Source organism: Ensifer sp. ZNC0028 (genome assembly GCF_000799055.1).
In the GTDB taxonomy this organism is placed as follows: Bacteria; Pseudomonadota; Alphaproteobacteria; order Rhizobiales; family Rhizobiaceae; genus Ensifer.
Genome location: NZ_JTLA01000044.1, coordinates 1 through 17765, shown reverse-complemented (window position 1 = coordinate 17765; position 17765 = coordinate 1). Strand labels below are relative to the sequence as shown.

The following is a 17765-nucleotide window of genomic DNA, read 5'->3' as shown; positions in this document are numbered from 1 at the left end:
GTGCCCGGAGGGAGCGGTACGAACGAAGACAGACACCACCCTGCCCTTCGTCGGACCGATCCTTCAGCGCCATGACCACTTTTGAACTCTCCGCTCTCGAACGCGCCTTAAAGGCCCTGCCCCAGCACTATCCGGGTCCCGGAGGCGTCGCCGGCGTGGTCCGGGACGGCCAGGTGATCCTCAGCCACAGCTGGGGCTATGCGGACCTCACCGCCCGCAAGCCGATGACGGCGACGACCCGCGTACCGATCTGCTCGATCACCAAGCAGATGACCTGCGCTGTGCTTCTGGACGCCGTCGGCGAACCGGCGACGCTCGACCGCGCGCTCGACGCCTACCTGCCTCTGCTTGAAGGCAAGCGCCCGACGGTCGCCCACCTCTGTCACAACCAGTCGGGGCTGCGCGACTACTGGGCGCTGACCGTGCTGCAGGGCGCCAGGCACGACGGCGTCTTCCGCCGCGAGGACGCACGGCCCCTGCTCTCCTCCGCGCGTTCGACCCATTTCGAGCCGGGCACGCGCTACTCCTATTCGAACGGCAATTTCCGCATTCTCGCCGACCTCATCGAAGAGCATACCGGACGCTCGATGGCCGAACTCTATCAGCACTCCGTCTTCGGCCCAGCCGACATGCGGACTGCCGCCCTCACCGCCGATACGAGCCTGCCCCCCGATGGGATCGTCGGCTACGAGGGCAACGAGACGGCCGGCTATTTCGAGGCGGTCAACAATATCTACTGGGCCGGCGATGCCGGTGTTTCCGCTTCGCTCGACGATATGCTCGCCTGGGAATGCTTCATCGACCGGACACGGAATGACGCGAACGGCCTCTATCGCCGCCTGTCCGCACCGCAGACCTATGCCGATGGCCGCCCGGCCCATTATGGGTTCGGCCTTGCGCATGAGAAGATCGGCGACATCGCCATCACCGGCCATGGCGGCGCGCTGCGCGGTTTCCGCAGCCGCCGGCTCTACGCGCCCGCTGAGCGCCTTTCCGTCGTGGTGATGTTCAATCACGAGGCCGACGCCCATGCTGCCGCGACAGCACTGATGAAGGTCGCCCTTGGCCACAGCGATGCCGAGCCCGCGACCGGCACCTGGGACGCCGACGGCACCGGCAGCTATCTCGATCCGGAAACGGGCCTTGCACTCGTTACCAGGCCGACCGGCAAATCCCGCGTCGCGCTGAGCTTCGCCACGGGCGCCGAGACGCTTGCCGTCGGTCCGGATGGCCGCGCACAGTCAGCGGCCGTTACGCTTCGCATGGAAGGCGCCTCGCTTCACATGGAGCGCCCGCGGGAGAACCTGACGGTTCACGCCGCGCGCATCTCCGGCACCGCCAAGCCGGATATCGCTGGCCGCTACCATGCGGCAGAACTCGACGCCCATCTCGACATCGTCTCCACCAACGGCGTCTTCTATGGCGGTTTCGACGGTTCACTTGGCTCTGGCGCCATGCACGCCATGCGGCCGCTCGCCGAAGATGTCTGGCAGCTGCGCTGCAAACGCTCGATGGACGCGCCGGCACCGGGAGACTGGACCGTACTCGTTTCGCGTGACGCAGACGGCAAGGTAACGGGATTGACGATCGGCTGCTGGCTCGCCCGGCGGATCGACTATAGCAAGATCGGCTGACGCTCGCGCCGCCGGCTATGCTCGGCAGCGTAGCGATGCACCGCGAGACGACTGAGAACCGGAAGACCAGAACGTGAAACAGAAGCGACCGACAGCAGTCCGCGATACCGGCCGCCGTCATGCGGCCGATATGGGCAAACGCGTGACGGTCGCCCGTGCCCTTTCCAAGCTGGGGTACTGCTCGCGCACGCAGGCCGAGAAGCTCGTGCTTGAGGGCCGCGTCAGCATCAACGGGCGCAAGGCCCCCGGTCTTTCTGCATGGGTCGATGTCGACAAGGACCGTCTCGCTGTCGACGGTAAGGCCGTGCTTGCCGAAGACAAGGTCTATCTGATGCTGAACAAGCCGCGGGGGCTGGTTACGACCAGGCATGACCCGGAAGGCCGGCCGACGGTCTTCGACTGCCTGAAGGACGTGGATTCCACCCATCTGTCGCCAGTCGGCCGCCTCGACAAGGCGAGCGAGGGCCTCCTGTTGTTCACCAACGACACGGTGCTTGCCCAGCGACTGCTCGACCCGGAAACCCATGTCGGCAAGGTCTACCACGTACAACTGACAGGCCAGATCGACGACGCGCATCTCACGCGAATGGTTACCGGTATCGACGAGGGCGGCGAGACATTGCGGGCGGCCCGAGCCGAACGCTTGCGGGCGGGCGACCGCAACATGTGGATCGAAGTGGAGCTCGAGGAGGGTCGAAACCGCCAGATCCGCCGCATGCTCGATGCGCTCGGCTTCGAAGTGTTGCGGCTGTTGCGGGTCTCGATCGGGGCGATCGCTCTCGGTGATTTGCCGAAGGGTGCGGCGCGAGCGCTCAGCGCCGACGAAATCGCCGATCTGAGGCGGCGCACCGGCCTCTAGGAAATCATGGCCGTGGCTTTCCGAAACGCGCGATGGGTGGATTTCCACCCACGCCAGCGCCGCCATGTTTCCGAATCCACCCAAAGTCCCTGCCGCCTCCCGACAAATGCGACTGATCGCCTGGACAGGCCGTTGTCTGCATCCGGATTGCGTCTGCAAATGGGGCACCCAGTACCGGCGTGGGAGGAAACCTTGCCGGCTGGCCATATTTCATCCGGGAGGAAGAAGATGAAAACCCTCAACGCATTGCTCGGCGCCGTCGCCGCCCTTTCTATTTTTGCCGTTTCCGCCAACGCACAGACCTATCCCGAACGTTCGATCACCATGGTCGTGCCCTTCTCCGCCGGTGGCCCGACGGATACGGTTGCGCGTCTGGTTGCCGAATCCATGTCGAAGGATCTCGGCCAGCAGATCATCGTCGAGAACGTCGGCGGCGCCGGCGGCACGCTTGGCGCAGGTCGCGTCGCCCAGGCCGATCCGGACGGCTATACCGTTCTGCTCCACCACATCGGCATGGCGACCAGCGCAACGCTCTACCGCAAGCTCGCCTATGACACGCTGAACGCCTTCGAATATGTCGGCCTCGTCACCGAGGTACCGATGACCATCGTCGCGCGCAAGGACCTCGAACCGACCGACCTCAAGGGCCTCGTCGAATATGTGAAGGCGAACAAGGACACGGTTACCGTCGCCAACGCCGGCATCGGCGCCGCCTCGCACCTTTGCGGCATGATGTTCATGAGCGCCATCGAAACGCCGCTGACCACCGTTCCCTACAAGGGCACCGGCCCGGCGATGACCGACCTTCTCGGCGGCCAGGTCGATATCATGTGCGACCAGACGACCAACACCACCAAGCAGATCCAAGGCGGCACGATCAAGGCTTACGCCGTCACCTCGCCGGAACGCCTCAAGGTCTTCCCGGACCTGCCGACCACCACCGAAGGTGGCCTGCCGAACCTGCAGGTCGGCATCTGGCACGGCGTCTACGCGCCGAAGGGTACGCCGGCTGAAGTGACCGAGCGCCTGTCGAAGTCGCTGCAGGTCGCGCTCAAGGATCCGAACGTGGTTGCCCGCTTCGGCGAACTCGGCACCGAGCCGTCTTCGGACGCAGACGCCACGCCGGCCGCACTGAAGACCAAGCTCGAAAGCGAAATCGCCCGCTGGAAGCCGGTCATCGAAGCCGCCGGCCAGTACGCCGACTAATCCGTCGCTCATCGCGCCGCGCTCTCGAGCCATCTCGGGGCGCGGCGGTTCTGACATGGGCATATTCCCGACGGTGTCCGGACAGGCGCCGTCAACGGCGGTTGACAGCTGTCAACGCGACGTTGCCCAATATGCGAACCCGGCGCGAGCCGGCAATGCCAATGCGGGAGGCCGTCGACGCCTCGGCCCGGCTACCCCGCGAAAACAAATGGGGACACGATGAAATCACTCTCCTTCGATAGCACCAATGCGCTCTGCGGCGGGATCCTGACCGCGGTCGGCCTGTTCTTCGCCTGGCAGGCCTTCAACCTCGAGCTCGGCACGGCCTTCCGCATGGGGCCTGGCTATTTCCCGCTCGTGCTCGCGATCATCCTGACGCTGCTTGGCATCGTGATCCTCGTACAGTCCACCCGCGTCCAGGGGGAACCGATCGGCGCGATCGCGCTGCGTGGCATGCTCTTCATCTTGCCGGCACCGGTCTTCTTCGGCCTCACGGTCCGCGGCCTCGGCTTCGTGCCGTCGCTGTTCTTCACGGCACTCATCGCCTGCTTTGCCTCTGGCCGCATGACCCCGCTCATGGCTTTGGCGCTCTCCGCAGTGCTTACGGCCTTCTCCGTCGCCGTGTTCAGCTATGGCCTCGGCCTGCCCTTCCAGCGCTTCGGCCCCTGGGTTCAGTTCTAGGAGACGCGCAATGGAACTTTTCAACAATCTCGCGCTCGGCTTTGTGACCGCCGGCTCGCCCGCCAACCTGCTCTTCTGCCTGATCGGCGTGCTTCTCGGCACCCTGATCGGCGTGCTTCCCGGCATCGGCGCCACCGCAACCATCGCCATGCTCCTGTCGATCACCTTCCAGCTCGAGCCGGTTTCCTCGCTGATCATGCTCGCCGGTATCTACTACGGCGCGCAATATGGCGGTTCGACCACGGCGATCCTGATCAACATGCCGGGCGAATCCTCGTCGGCCGTCACTGCGATCGACGGATATCAGATGGCCCGCAAGGGGCGAGCGGGCGCGGCCCTTGCGATCGCAGCCCTTGGCTCATTCTTCGCCGGCACCGTCTCCACGTTCCTGGTCGCGGTCTTCGCGCCACCACTGACGGAAATCGCGCTGCAGTTCGGCGCCGCCGAGTACTTTTCGCTGATGATCGTCGGTCTCGTCTCGTCGATCGCGCTCGCGCACGGGTCGATCGTCAAGGCGCTGGCCATGGTCGCCCTCGGCCTTTTGCTTGGGCTTGTCGGCACGGATATCTACTCCGGCACGCCGCGCTTTACCCTCGGCATCCGGGAATATGCCGACGGACTGAACTTCGTGGCCCTCGCCGTCGGCGTCTTCGGGATCGCCGAGATCCTGCGCAACCTTGAAAACGAAAGCACCCGCGAGGTGCTGATGGCCAAGGTCACGGACCTGATGCCGACCAAGGACGATTTCAAGCGCATGTTCGCGCCCGTCGTGCGCGGTACCATCATCGGATCGGCGCTCGGCATCCTGCCCGGCGGCGGCGCGATCCTCGCCGCCTTTGCGTCCTACACCGTGGAGAAACGCGTCTCGGACCATCCCGAGGAGTTCGGCCACGGCGCCATCGCCGGCGTTGCCGGTCCGGAAAGCGCCAACAATGCCGGCGCGCAGACCTCGTTCATTCCGCTCCTGACCCTCGGCATCCCCGCCAACCCTGTCATGGCGCTGATGATCGGTGCGATGATCATCCAGGGCATCGTGCCCGGACCGAACGTTGCCACCGAGCAACCGGCCCTCTTCTGGGGTATCATCGCCTCGATGTGGATCGGCAACCTGATGCTGGTGGTTCTGAACCTTCCGTTGATCGGGCTTTGGGTGAAGCTGCTCAAGATCCCCTACTACGTCTTGTTCCCGATCATCATGGCCTTCTGCTCGATCGGGGTCTACAGCGTCAACTCCAACGTCTACGACCTCTATGCTGTCGCCTTCTTCGGCCTGGTCGGCTACCTGCTGTTGAAGCTGCGCTGCGAACCGGCGCCGCTGCTGCTCGGCTTCGTGCTCGGGCCACTGCTCGAAGAAAACCTTCGTCGGGCCATGATCCTGTCGCGCGGCGACCCGACGACCTTCGTCACCCGGCCGATCAGCGCCATCCTGCTTCTGATTGCGGCTCTGGTGCTCGTCGTCGTGTTCCTGCCCAGCGTGAAGGCCAAGCGCCAGGAGGTCTTTGTCGAGGAGGATTGATCCTGCCCGCCAATTTTGCAACAATAGTTATATAATTCAATACTTTAATCGCCGCGCCTCCAATCGGATGCGCGGCGTTTTGTTGCCTGCGGCATTCTGCCCCTGCGCGGTTTGCCACATTGAGCTTTATCAAGCCGGTCGCCTATCTCTGCCCCATCGAAACAGGAACGAGCCGGGGCGATGACACGTCGCGAGAAAGCCAGATGGAACAATGCCGTGCGCATGCTTTGCGCCGCGGCTCTGTTCCTGCTTGGTTTTGCCCATCTCGGCCCTGCGCTCGCCGCGCGCCCGCCGGCGGCGGAACTGGCGCTTTATGCCCTGCCCGACGGATCCTTGCCCGACTTTTGCCAGACCGGTTTGGGTGATGACGGCAAGGAGCAGCCCGGTCATAAACATGTCTGCAGCGCCTGTCGGTTCTTCTGGGCGCTGCTGGCGCCGCCGGACGGTTCTCTCAGCGAACGTCTGGAGGGGAGCCGCACGCCTGCAATCCGGGTGTCGGCAGTTCAACCGACGCCGCAAGTTCACGCTCCCAATGCCCGTCCACGAGGCCCACCGCAGGTCGTCATCCGGCTTTGACCTCCGTTGACAGCTGTCAACATCCTCCTTCGACGCCGGTCGGCATCGGGGCGTCACGCCCCCTTGCCTCGGTTATGCGGACGTTTTTCATGCCAGAAACCCTGATCACCACTGCCGCGCCAGCGGCTCCTCCCCGCGTGTCCTCGATAAGGCCGCCTCGCCCGGCATCGCGCAGCCGTGTCGTCGGCGAAAACCTGACCCTGCTCTATGAGGGCGGGCGCAACCGCGCGCTCTACCGTGTCGTTGACGGCTGCGTCGTGCTTTCGCAACTCCTCGACGATGGTCGCCGGCAGATCACCGACGTGCTCGGACCGGGCCGGCTCTTCGGTTTTACCATCGACGGCCGCAACATCGCCACCGCCGAAACGCTGAGCATCGCCCGCATCGAACCCTTGGGTGATGCGGATCTCAACGCAACCAATCCGGCCGTTGCGAGCGAGCTGAAGACGACGCTTCATCGGATGCTGATTCATGCCACGCTGCTTGGCCGCAAGACCGCCAGCGAGAAAGTCGCCAGTGCATTGGTGGAACTGTCGCGCCTGTTCAACCGGACCGGCCGCAACGGCGCCCCTGCCCGGTTGAGCTTCCACCTGCACCTGACCCGCGCCGACCTTGCGGACTGGCTCGGTCTTACCGTCGAAACGGTGAGCCGCTGTCTCAATCGCTTCAAGCGCGAAGGCCTGATCGACTTCAGCCACCCGAAGACAATGCGCGTCCTTGATCCCGAACGCCTCGAAGCGACCGCTGGTTTCACCCGCCAACGGACCGGCGACACGACACGCCCCTGAATAAAACCCGCGCCGCCTGTCCCCCCAATGCGGCCACCTACGCAAAGGAAAAACCATGATTGCGAGACTTGTCTACCACGTGCCGGTGTTCGGCTGGATGCTGAAGGAAGCCGTGCAAGGTTCACAGACAGCCAAGGTGCTGTTTCTCGTCAACTGTGCGCTGCTCTGGCTGCTCGCCATCCTCACCTTCGGATACCCGGCAATCATCATTCCGGCCCTGACACTGGTGCCGGTAATCTTCGTTCTACTGATCCTGATCACGATGGGCTGACGCCACCCATCCCGGCATCAAGCTTTCAGGCCTAAAGCCGGCTCAAAGCACGCCCCAGCCGCGGTAACGCCCGCGGCCGGTCATCTCGCGGATGCCAAGCTCGCGAACAAGGTTCAGCGCGCCACGCGGTGTTACGCCGACATGCTTGGCGACCAGAGCCGCCGAAACGATCGGCCGCGACAGAACCAGGTCGATCAAGGCGGGCAGGCTGCTGTTGGAACGACGATCGCGGATGCGCATGTCCATCTGGGTCTTCGCGAGCGACAGCCGGTCGAGTTCCTTGAGACCGAGATCCGCCGTCACCGTCATCGCCTCCAGGAACGCGCTCCAGCGGGTCAGTGCATCCTGGGACCTCCGTCGCTCATAGCGGATGGTCTTCAGGCCTGTGTTGAACGACAGCAGGTGGGAGGTAACCTTGCCTCTGGAGCGTAGGTAAGCGCCGACCAACAGTGCCCCCAGCCAATGCTGACGGCGCAGGGGTTCCTTCCGGTCCCAGGCATCGAAAAGCAAGGCGGCGCCAAGGCAGGGTGGCAACTGATCAGCCGCAGTTATCATCTGACGCCATTCGTCGAGACGTGCGTCCTCGTCCCAATCCTCGTCGAAGAGCAGACCGAGCTGCCCTACCGGCTCGCGCGCTGTGGCAAGCGCCGTCCGTTCGGCGACGTCCAAAGTATCCTGGTCATGGGCGTCGAGCAGGCGTTGCGATCGAGCGATGGCCGCATCTATGGCCGCGAACTCCGCGGCCATCGGATTGCTGTCGCCTTCGTCCTCCACCTCGCGCTCCGGTCCGCGGTCGGCACCTGCTGCCTGACGCGTTTCGCCGCGGCCAAGCGCGGGGAGATCAAGCTCCGATGACGGGCTTTGCTCGCCCCTGAGCGTTGCAAGCCCCTGGGCGGAAAGGGCCCAACCAGGCTCGCCGAGCCAAATGCGTCGGCGGGTTCTCAGGACCGAATGGGCGATGGTCAATTCGTGGGTCGGCGTACGGACGTCCATGTGGGCATCGTGCAGCACAAGATCCTCGACGTGAACGAGTTCACCCGCCACCCACAGCGCTGCCGTCGCATCAAAGAAATGACCGCGTTCGCGGTATCCGTCCTCTACGACATGACGGTTGGTACGCTCATCCAGGCGCGCCAGGGCGTCTTCGGCCGAAATCATCAGCGGGATGAGCGTTGGATGGTAGGGGTCGGGAGACTGGTATCGCATTTTGAATGTAAACGGTTGCTGCCGATGTGGACCGTAACACGAGAATCATTTCCCCCAACAGGCAGGAGACGCTTTCTCCACCGCTTGAACACGGCAAGCTGCGCCGACTGATGACGGTAGAACGACGGCGCGAGCATTGCTATTCAGGTGGGAATTGCCTTGTCACGGTGCATTGCGTTGACAGCTGTCAACCGTGTTGGTCTCCTCGTTCTTCGCGTACCATACTCGCTGTCTCCTCCGGTCATGCTCGTGTTTCGCAATCACGCGGCAACGGGATCCGCCTGTCTGAAGCTTGTACGCCGTACGTTGCCTTTCGCGGCTCAGCGTTTTGAGGGGAGGGGGCGCAGCTCCAAACCGTCAACCTGTTGACAGCTGGCAACAGCCCGCTCATTTGCCACCTAAACAGCTTGGATTCTGCCGCTAGATCTGGCTGTAGTAAGGATCGCCGAAGAGGCTCAATCCTTCGCCTCGAGATGAAGAAAACTCAACCCTTGGACGGCATATCCGCGCAACGGAACAAAATGCCCTCTTCCTTTCCAAAAGAAAGAGAAACAGCAATGTTTTCTGAGGAATGGCGAGAGGCTGAAAACGATCTCAGAGGTAAGAATAACCGAGAGATGTCAACGAATCCCTGCAGCTCCAGTGTCCCGCATTTCAACGTCACAGACAAGCCGCACCGTTGCTGAACGGCCCATGCCGCTGTGCTGTTCATCCGCTCATGGCAACCACTCCAGCCTGGGCTCGCAAGCGGGCCGATAGCATCGCCGAGACGGTGAATGTCTGGCTTCTCGCGCGACGCGTCAGGTCACGGAGGTAGCCTCCGGCCGAATGAATGTGCTCGGACCGTTCGAGAAGGCAGGCGAGTACCGTTGCCGTCGTTTCGGGACCAAGCACCGCGCATGCCTCATCGTAGGCCTCCGGGCTGACCCCGAGCATCGTCCTGACGACGGTTGCCGCTACGAACATGTCCCGCCAGCTGCCAATTTGCCCCGTCGGGCCATAGTCGCGGATCTGTGGGCATGCCTTCAGCACCACCGGCAGCGTGCCGACGTGATCGTGAAGGCGGGAAGGAGCGGACGACCTTGTACGGCCTGCAACAATGTCAGCATCGGCCGTGCATGACGTCTCGGTGTCAGCAAGATCCGAAAATGCCGCTTCAGCCTTTTCACAAGCGATTTCAGATTCAGATTGATAATCGGATTCTGAATTCTGTATGTGCCGCTCATCCTGGCGTTCATTGGCAGCCGTATTCTGCGTTTTCAGCAGGTTTTCCAGATAATTAGTCAGATTGTCGCGGAGTGCCGACAAAACGGCAAGCGCGCGCTCCACTTCGGTGATGAGCGGCTTGCGCGACAGTGCCGTGTAGATGGCCTGGCACCGGGTTTCGGCTTCTTCCGCTTGGGGAAGATTGGATTGGCGCAGGAGCTCGACAAGCTTGACGACGTCGCGCCGGCAAAGGCTGAGACGTTCGCGCATTATCTGCAGGTATCGACGGTCCGCTTCCAGCCGGGCGGCCTCTGCCGCGAACTCAGACGCGCGTGCGAGCATCGGTGCGAGATCGAAGCCAAAGGCCTGGCCGATCGCGCCCTTGCGGTCACGGCGTGCATAACGCTTGCCGTTTGGGCTGTCGCGCCTGAGGATAAGGCCAGCCTCGACAAGAGCCGTCAGATGCCGCCTCAGCGTCGTTTCGGCCATGCCGTGCGTGCGGAGCGAAAGCTGCGCATTCGACGGAAACACGACGAGGCCGGCAGCCGGGTCGAGTTCGGTCTTCGGATAAAACGACAGCAGTGCATTCAGCACCGCGAGCGAACGGTCGGAAACCCCAAGGCTTGTCTTGGCGGCACATACCGTTCGAAACAATTTCCACTTGTCGACGCTCCCGTCGTCGACGGCCGAGGCGCTGGAAAGTTGGTGTGCCAACATCCCAAGCGTCATCGACCGCCGCCCGAAGGGCGTCGTGACAATCCCACGATCCATTTTCTTCACCTTTTCCAAGGCAAAAGAAATCCGTTCGCCGAAACGACGTTGAAAACTCTTGACACCGATTCGCGGAAATGGGATTCTCTAGTTGCTACACGAGAGAAGGGTTTCCGCAGCGCTAGTCGTTCGGAAGCCTTTTTCTTTTGCTCAGTTAGTCTCCTGTTTCCTCTTGATATTCGAGGTACAGAGATTTGAGCCTCTGCCTCACGAAATCTGCAAAGCCCGGTGCCGTCTTGCTGCTGAAGGCAAGCGTTGTCTCGCTGTCCGTTTCACGGATCCGCACCGGGGTTGTGTTATCTGGCGCCAGCCATGGGATCGGACGGGCACGCGCTCTGGAGGCGCTTAAGAAAGTACACAAGGCGTCGAAGCGCTGATCGCTGCCAGCCTTCTGGAATTCCCGGCTTTGCATGAAGTCGTCTGCGACCCTCTGCTTGCCGTCTTGCGCGACGAGGTCAGCGAGTTCGAACCAGCGGCGCCGTCCAATCGATGGCGCGGGCCCGATGGCCTCGATCAGCGCAATCGGTAGCCGGCGAACAACCGAAATCATCTTCGACAGGGCGGCTTTGTCGACACCCAGCGCCGACATGATGATCTCGCGCGAAAACCCGCGATCTTCAAGGCGACTGCCAAAGAGCGACCGCTCGATGAACGAGAGGTCGGAACGGGTGTTGTTTTCCTGTCCCTGGGAGACGACCAGTTGCTCGTCATTGAGATTGCGAACGACCGCACGAACACTGCTGCCGATGTCGCGGGCAGCAGCCAGACGGCGATGGCCATAGGCGACCTGGTAGCGCCCCTCGGCGGTCGGGTGCGGCCGAACCAGGATAGGCACCTGTTGTCCGTGCTCCCGCATCTGTTCGGCGAGGCTCAATTGGGCTTCGGCGGCGATCCCGAGGCGATCGACGATGAAGGATGCATCGATGAGCGACGGATCGAGTTCGACGACCGCTTGCCCTTCGGCGAGCTGCCGTTCGAGCTCCTGGGCACGCTCGACTTTCTGCGTGATGTTCGACAGGGACCGGGTGATGCCTCCGACCACGGTCGGGGGGCGGGCTCCGGCCATCAGCCCGGCGATCGGCCGGTCATTGCCCGGTGCTCCGTTGGCATCGTCGATGCGCTCGTCCGATATTCCGATCAGGTTCTTGCGGGCCATGGATTACTTCCTCCCCCAGACCTTGCGGACCAGGTCCTCGATCTCGCCATTGACGAGATTGAGAGAGTCCATGGCGCGGTCGTAGGTGCCGCGGACAAACTGCGCGCGCTCGACTTCGTAGAGCGTTTGCTTCGTCACGCCGGCGTCGGAGATGGCTGTCGACTTCACCATGGCGTTCTGCAGCATGCGATTGCCGAAAATGGCGCGCATGAAACCGGTCATCTGGCTTTGCGGGCCGTCGTTGGGCTCGAACCGCGTTCCGAGATAGCGCATCCAGTCATAGCTGGTGCGGCCACCGGCCTTTTCGACGACGCTCATCAGCTCGCTCGTCATCGACAGGAACTGCGACATCGACATGACGTCGAGCATCTGCGGATGCACGGTGATCAGCACGGAGGTCGCAGCACAGAGCGCCGACATGGTGAGGAAGCCGAGCTGCGGCGGGCAGTCGATGACGACGATGTCGTAGAAGCTCTCGATATCGGCGAGCACGTCGCCGATACGGGCAAAGAAAAGGGTTTCGGCAGCCCCGCCCGTCATCATCGCCTTCGGCGTTTCGTGCTCGAATTCCATGAGTTCGAGATTGCCGGGAATGAGATGCAGATTGGCCGTGTAGGTCGACCGCACGATATCGGCGATCGGCCGCGGGGCGTCATAGCGGATTGCGCCATAGAGCGTCTCGCCTTCGCCGACATCCAGCTCCGGCTGGTGGCCGAAGAGGGCGGATAGCGAGGCTTGCGGATCGAGGTCGATCGCGAGCGTTCTATAGCCGCGCAGCGCCAGATATTGGGCGAGGTGGGCGGAGGTCGTCGTCTTTGCCGACCCGCCCTTGAAATTCATCACAGACAGGACCTGCAGCTTTTCATCGCCGCGCCGGTGCGGGACATATTTGCCCGACTTGCCGCCGTCGTCGAGAACGCGGCGAATGCGTTCGATGTCGGAAACGGCATACATGCGCCGACCGTTTGACAAGGGCGCTGGGCCGTGGCCCTCTGAGGCCACCTGCCGCAGATAGCCTTCGCCGATTCCGATGAAGGCTGCGGCTTCGGCAGGGCTGAAGAGACGCATCTGCTTTTGTGCCTGCGGGGGGAAGATTTTCTTTTGGTGCTGCTGCAGCTGATGGGCAAGCTCCAAAGCGTCGGCAGCCAGAAGCGTCGGCAGATGCTCCTGTGCGTCCTGGCTTTGAATTTTTTGCTGCAACATTGATATCCCCGAAAACTGCGCAAAAATCGTCATATCCGGACAATATGCGCAGATGCACTATGCTCCGATTCGGCGCGGTTTTACAAATGCATAGCGTTTTGGCGGATGTCCGGCCCTGGTGGCGGGAAGGGGGCCCACGGCGCAATCCGGTTGTCCGCGGACAACTCCTGTTCGGGGATGCGGGTGCATCTTCAATTAGAGCATAGATTTAATAGACTATTGACAGCCGATCTAATTGTGTCAGGATTGTGTTCAGTTGGCGATTGGATGCACGGAGCTTCCTGATGTTCTATCTCGGCGGAATGACCCTTGGCTATCTCGAGCCGCCCCCGCCTTTGCCGAAGGCGATTAAGGCAAAGCGACAGCCGGAAGTGGATGTCGCTTCCACGACGCTCGACACGGCGGCGTGCGAAGAGTCCGATCGTAATCAGGAATGGGCGCGTGCTTTCCTGACCCCTTGGCACCTCCTTTACTGAGGAGCGCCGGCGTGGCGCCAGACTGCGCCGGTCAAGCCGTTGACAGCTGTCAACGAGCAAGTCGATTTCCGCGGTCGTGGAAAAGCGCAAATCGGAGAGAGAAGGGCTGTTTCGTGGCTGCGAATTGATTAAGTTCGCTGTCATGGACACCAAGCAAGATCGATCCGTTTCAAGTGCTCCGCCTGGCGATACGGCCGACAATCAGGGGCAGGTGCTGTCGCTGCATCAGCGCATACTCGGTGACGTCGAAGGGCGCATCCTTTCCGGGGAGTGGCCGCCCGGACACCGCATCCCGTTCGAGCACGAACTGACCGAGCAATACGACTGCTCGCGCATGACGGTGAACAAGGCCCTGACGGAACTCGTCAAGCGCGGGCTGATTGAGCGGCGGCGCAAGTCGGGAAGCTACGTTACATTCCCGCAGGTCCAGTCCGCCGTCATGGAGATCCACGACGTCAAACTAGAAGTCCAGTCGCTGGGGCTCGATTACAGCTTCCGCGTCGATGAGCGAAAAGTGCGCAAGGTCGAAGGCCGGGATCGGGAACGCCTGGATCTCCCGAACTCTGGCAAGCTGCTGGACGTAACGTGCCGGCATTTTGCCGGCTCGCGTCCCTTTTGCTTCGAGGAGCGGCTTATCAGCCTTTCTGCGGTTCCGGAGGCCGAGGAGGAAACGTTCGAGACTGCAGCGCCCGGTTCGTGGCTGCTCGGCAAGGTGCCGTGGAGCACGGCCGAACACCGCATTCGCGCCGTTGCGGCCAGTAAATCGGCAGCGCAGGCGCTCGACATCGCCACCGGCACCGCCTGCCTCGTCATCGAGCGGCGCACCTGGAGCGGACGGGCGCCGGTCACCCATGTACGGCTCACCTATCCCGGCGACCGCCACGAACTCGTTGCTCAATTCGCGCCGAGCCCGATCGGCTAACCGGCCTCACCGGTTGTCCGCGGACAACTCGTGAGGCCGGGGTAGCAATAGCGCCAGCTATCCCGCGGCGACGCGCAGCCTCGGCGATGGTTCGTTGCCGGAAAAAGCGAAGACCTCGATCGGTTCGCCGATCCCCCTGACGGGGTAGGCGCCGAGATGTTCCATGCTGGAGGCGCAACCGGCGAGCTCGACGAAGGCGCGCGACAAGAGCACCGGACGCTTGGTTTCCTTGGTCAGGCTTTCAAGCCTCGACGCGATGTTGACGGCGGGGCCGATGACGGTGAAGTCGAGCCGGCGGCGCGAGCCGATGTTACCGTACATCACGTCGCCGACATGCACGCCGATCCCGTAGCCGAACGGCTCGCGACCCTTCGCGAGATTGTCCTGATTGAGGACGACAATGGCTGCTTCCGCCTCCCGGATCGCCTGGAGCAGGTTCTCGGCGGCGTCAGGGTTGCTTAACGGAAAGATCGCCAGCAGCCCGTCGCCCATGAACTTGAGGATCTCGCCGCCATGGCGCTCGATCGGTTCCGACATGGCGTCGAAATAGGCGTTGAGCAGTTCGATCACGTCGTCGCGCGGCCAGAGATCGGAAAGCTTGGTGAAATTGCGCAGGTCGCAGATGAGGATGGCGGCACCGACGGTGACGCCGCTGCCCCGTGTCGTGGCCCCGGCAAGGATCTGTTCGCTGGCGTGCGGGCCAACATAGGTTTCGAGCAGCGTTCGGACGAAGCGGTTCTTCAGTCGGATTTCACTGACCAGCGCCAGCGCCGGCACCATTTTCGCGAGGAAGGCCAGATGCTCGTCTTCGAAGCCGCCCTTCCGGTCGGTGGCAAAGGTGACGATGTGGCGTTTGCCGAGCGTGTGCTCGAGTGGCCAGGCGATGTATTCGGTCAGGCCTTCCGCTCTGAGGTCCACATAAAGCGAGCTCTGCTCCTGCTCTTCCGTCAGGTCCTCAAGGTTGGTCCGAACCTCGGTGCCCCCGTTGTTGATCACGTAGAGCGGGCTGTTGAGGTAGAGAGCGGTGTTCTGGGTGCCATAATCGTAGAGATCGATTTCGCCCTCGGCCAGTCCCTTGCGCCAGAGAATGCGGGCGCCCAGCCATTGCGGATGGTTGATGCGGAAGTGCAAGGTGGCGCGCGCGACGGGAACACCGGCTGCCTGCAGCCGTTCGCCCAACTCGACGAGGATGTTGTCGATGAAGCGCTCGTTGCGCGTTTCGATGATCAGCCAGTCGAGCACGCTTTGGCGTCGAGCCGGCCAGCTGCCATCCTCGGGTGAAGGCGAGGGGGCCTCAGATGGGGTCTGCATTGCTGTTCTCCATGACGCTCAAACGGGTGAAGCCGCGTAAGCCGAACGATGTATCGCAGCAAATGTGGAGCATCAGCAGCGCCTTGATAAGGGGCAACCGGAAAAGCTTTTGAGAAATCTGGGGCGGCATGCCGCCCGCTTCCGTCAGGCGATTGGGCGCGCCGGCGTGGCCGCAGGTCGGTTTCCGTCGATCAACGGCAATTGCAGGCGCACCCGCGTGCCGCGCCATGGACCGGCGAGAATGTCGATACGCCCGCCGTGGAGCCGAGCGATCTCCCGCGCGAGATTGAGCCCGAGGCCGGCGCCGGTGGAGCGCGGGCGCAAGCGATAGAAAGGCTCGAAGACGCGCTCGCGTTCCTCCACCGGAATGCCGGCACCTTCGTCATGGATTTCGAGCCCGCCGGCGGCATCGACCAGCACGGTGATCGTGCCGGCACCGCCGCCATGTTCGATGGCGTTGCGCAGGAGATTGGCCACGGCCTGCTCGATCTGCCGCGGGCGGGCGCGGACCAGGGCGGCCGGCGCTTCGCCTTCGAATGCCAGCTCGTAGCCGGCTTCGAACGCAAGCGGCGCGAAGTCGGCAGCCATGACCCTCCCGAGAGCGACGAGATCGACCGCTTCGAGCGGGCCGCCGGCATGTTCGAGGACCTGCCGGTCGAGAAGCTGCTGGGCGAGATGCGACAGGCGTTCGATATCGAGCCTCAGGCGCGTCGTTTCGGCGTCTTCCTGCAGAAGCTCAGCGCGGGTCCGCAGGATCGCGATCGGGGTGCGCAACTCGTGGGCCGCGTCGGTCAGGAAACGGTTGCGCTGGTCGTATCCTTCTCCAAGCCGCGCCAGGGCCCGGTTGAAAGCCCGCACCAGAGGGGCGATTTCGGTCGGCACTTCTTCGGTTTCGAGCTGCACAGCGCGGTTGTCGATGTCGATGCGCCCCGCCTGGTCGGCGGTCGAAACGAGGCTTGCGAGCGAGCGGCGCACGACAGCCGGTGTCGTCAGCAGGGTGGAGACCCCCATGACCAGGATGATCGGCAAAAGGAAGCAAAGGACGACGAGGACAAGTGTCGGCATGACCGCCATCCAGGCCGTCTTACCGTCGAGGTCGCGCGCCATATCGACATTGATGCTGATCTGCACGTCCAACGGTTCGTTGTCGCGGCGGGAAGAAACGGTCGCGGTGAGGATCTGGACCCGGCCGGCTTCGGTCTCCACATTGTGGAGGACCGCGTCCGGCAGCGTGCCGCCCTCTTCGAAAAGCAGTTTCGCTCCCTCCACCCGTTGCAGCAGGTCGTCGCCGGCTCCCTCATAGGGGGCAGGGACGTTTCCGTAGCGCACGACCTGGCCGGCGGCGTCGCGGACGATGTACCAGAGATTGGGATAGGACTGGCGAAGCTCCCGCAGGTCCTCCGTCTCGTGCACGGTCAGCAGGCCGTTCGCGTCGCGCCCGACGGCGCGGTCGAGCACATCCACAGCGGCTTCGTTGTCGACGAGGAGGCGTGGCTGGGCGATGAACACGCCCAGGAAGAGGAGCCCGATGAAGACGACCAACGTGGCTGCCTGCAGGAGGATCAGCCGACGGACGAGGACCCATTGCAGCGAGCGCGGACGAACCTTGATCATGTCGTCGCGCGCAGGAGATAGCCGAGGTTGCGGATCGCCCGGATTTCGACGCCGGCGCCGACATCGTCGAGCTTGCGGCGCAGGCGCGAAAGATGGGAGTCGAGCGCGTTGGATTCGATCTCGTCTTCCATGGCGTAGACCGATTCCTCAAGCGTCGCCCTGAGCACGGTTCGGCCGGGCCGCCGCATCAGCGCTTCGAGCGCAAGCCGTTCCCGGCGCAGGAGGTCGAGCGGCTTGTCGTCCACGGCAGCCTCCCGGTGGCGGAAGTCGTAGATGAGCCGCCCGACTTTCGTTTGCTCCGATTTGAGCGTGACCGGCCGGCGGGCTAGGGTCTGTACTCAATAGGGATTCCTGTTTTTACCGAATTGT

17 protein-coding genes are annotated in these 17765 nt (G+C 63.0%); 10 read left to right on the top strand and 7 right to left on the bottom strand.

The window, feature by feature from the left end; translation table 11 throughout:
- Positions 1 to 71 precede the first annotated feature (71 nt).
- The 8 genes from L981_RS10985 to L981_RS10950 all read left to right on the top strand — a co-directional run bounded on the left by L981_RS10985 (position 72) and on the right by L981_RS10950 (position 7531).
- A complete protein-coding gene (locus L981_RS10985; protein ID WP_043615226.1) occupies positions 72 to 1634 on the top strand; it encodes a D-aminopeptidase in 1563 nt (520 codons plus the stop codon).
- A 73-nt stretch (positions 1635 to 1707) separates the two neighbouring features.
- Entirely contained in the window at positions 1708 to 2493 is a 786-nt protein-coding gene (locus L981_RS10980; RefSeq protein ID WP_043615223.1) for a pseudouridine synthase, read from the top strand.
- Positions 2494 to 2721: 228 nt separating this feature from the next.
- A complete protein-coding gene (locus tag L981_RS10975) occupies positions 2722 to 3699 on the top strand; it encodes a tripartite tricarboxylate transporter substrate-binding protein (protein ID WP_043615220.1) in 978 nt (325 codons plus the stop codon).
- A 219-nt stretch (positions 3700 to 3918) separates the two neighbouring features.
- Complete coding sequence (locus L981_RS10970) at positions 3919 to 4380, top strand: tripartite tricarboxylate transporter TctB family protein (RefSeq protein ID WP_043615217.1); 462 nt, start codon at positions 3919 to 3921, stop codon at positions 4378 to 4380.
- 10 nt (positions 4381 to 4390) lie between these two features.
- On the top strand, positions 4391 to 5896 hold the full coding sequence (locus tag L981_RS10965; RefSeq protein WP_043615214.1) for a tripartite tricarboxylate transporter permease: 1506 nt from the start codon (positions 4391 to 4393) through the stop codon (positions 5894 to 5896).
- A 180-nt stretch (positions 5897 to 6076) separates the two neighbouring features.
- Entirely contained in the window at positions 6077 to 6472 is a 396-nt protein-coding gene (locus tag L981_RS34485; protein WP_156134051.1) for a hypothetical protein, read from the top strand.
- Between the two features lie 89 nt (positions 6473 to 6561).
- Positions 6562 to 7260 carry a helix-turn-helix domain-containing protein gene (locus L981_RS10955; RefSeq protein ID WP_052201742.1) on the top strand — a complete coding sequence of 233 codons (699 nt, stop codon included), beginning with the start codon at positions 6562 to 6564 and terminating at the stop codon, positions 7258 to 7260.
- A gap of 55 nt (positions 7261 to 7315) precedes the next feature.
- Entirely contained in the window at positions 7316 to 7531 is a 216-nt protein-coding gene (locus L981_RS10950) for a hypothetical protein (protein WP_043615210.1), read from the top strand.
- Positions 7532 to 7573: 42 nt separating this feature from the next.
- Here L981_RS10950 and L981_RS10945 read toward each other — a convergent pair whose 3' ends face one another.
- The 4 genes from L981_RS10945 to repA form a co-directional block, all read right to left on the bottom strand.
- Entirely contained in the window at positions 7574 to 8737 is a 1164-nt protein-coding gene (locus L981_RS10945; protein ID WP_043615208.1) for an RHE_PE00001 family protein, read from the bottom strand.
- Between the two features lie 708 nt (positions 8738 to 9445).
- Positions 9446 to 10714 carry a plasmid replication protein RepC gene (gene repC / locus L981_RS10940; protein ID WP_043615206.1) on the bottom strand — a complete coding sequence of 423 codons (1269 nt, stop codon included), beginning with the start codon at positions 10712 to 10714 and terminating at the stop codon, positions 9446 to 9448.
- 154 nt (positions 10715 to 10868) lie between these two features.
- Positions 10869 to 11870, bottom strand: coding sequence for a plasmid partitioning protein RepB (gene repB / locus L981_RS10935; protein WP_043615204.1), 1002 nt, complete (start codon positions 11868 to 11870; stop codon positions 10869 to 10871).
- A 3-nt stretch (positions 11871 to 11873) separates the two neighbouring features.
- Entirely contained in the window at positions 11874 to 13070 is a 1197-nt protein-coding gene (gene repA / locus L981_RS10930; protein ID WP_043615379.1) for a plasmid partitioning protein RepA, read from the bottom strand.
- A gap of 287 nt (positions 13071 to 13357) precedes the next feature.
- Here repA and L981_RS10925 point away from each other — a divergent pair, with 287 nt between their 5' ends.
- Both L981_RS10925 and hutC read left to right on the top strand, forming a co-directional pair.
- On the top strand, positions 13358 to 13549 hold the full coding sequence (locus L981_RS10925) for a hypothetical protein (protein WP_043615202.1): 192 nt from the start codon (positions 13358 to 13360) through the stop codon (positions 13547 to 13549).
- Between the two features lie 142 nt (positions 13550 to 13691).
- Entirely contained in the window at positions 13692 to 14471 is a 780-nt protein-coding gene (gene hutC / locus L981_RS10920) for a histidine utilization repressor (protein WP_052201741.1), read from the top strand.
- 57 nt (positions 14472 to 14528) lie between these two features.
- On the opposite strand, the gene L981_RS10915 is transcribed toward hutC, so the two are convergent.
- The 3 genes from L981_RS10915 to L981_RS10905 form a co-directional block, all read right to left on the bottom strand.
- The gene (locus tag L981_RS10915; protein ID WP_043615200.1) at positions 14529 to 15782 is read right to left on the bottom strand and encodes an adenylate/guanylate cyclase domain-containing protein; all 1254 of its coding nucleotides are present in this window, start codon (positions 15780 to 15782) and stop codon (positions 14529 to 14531) included.
- A 144-nt stretch (positions 15783 to 15926) separates the two neighbouring features.
- Positions 15927 to 17396, bottom strand: coding sequence for a HAMP domain-containing sensor histidine kinase (locus L981_RS10910; protein WP_052201740.1), 1470 nt, complete (start codon positions 17394 to 17396; stop codon positions 15927 to 15929).
- Positions 17393 to 17641, bottom strand: coding sequence for a winged helix-turn-helix domain-containing protein (locus L981_RS10905; protein ID WP_371258858.1), 249 nt, complete (start codon positions 17639 to 17641; stop codon positions 17393 to 17395). Before L981_RS10905 ends, L981_RS10910 begins: the two co-directional genes overlap by 4 nt.
- Positions 17642 to 17765 lie beyond the last annotated feature (124 nt).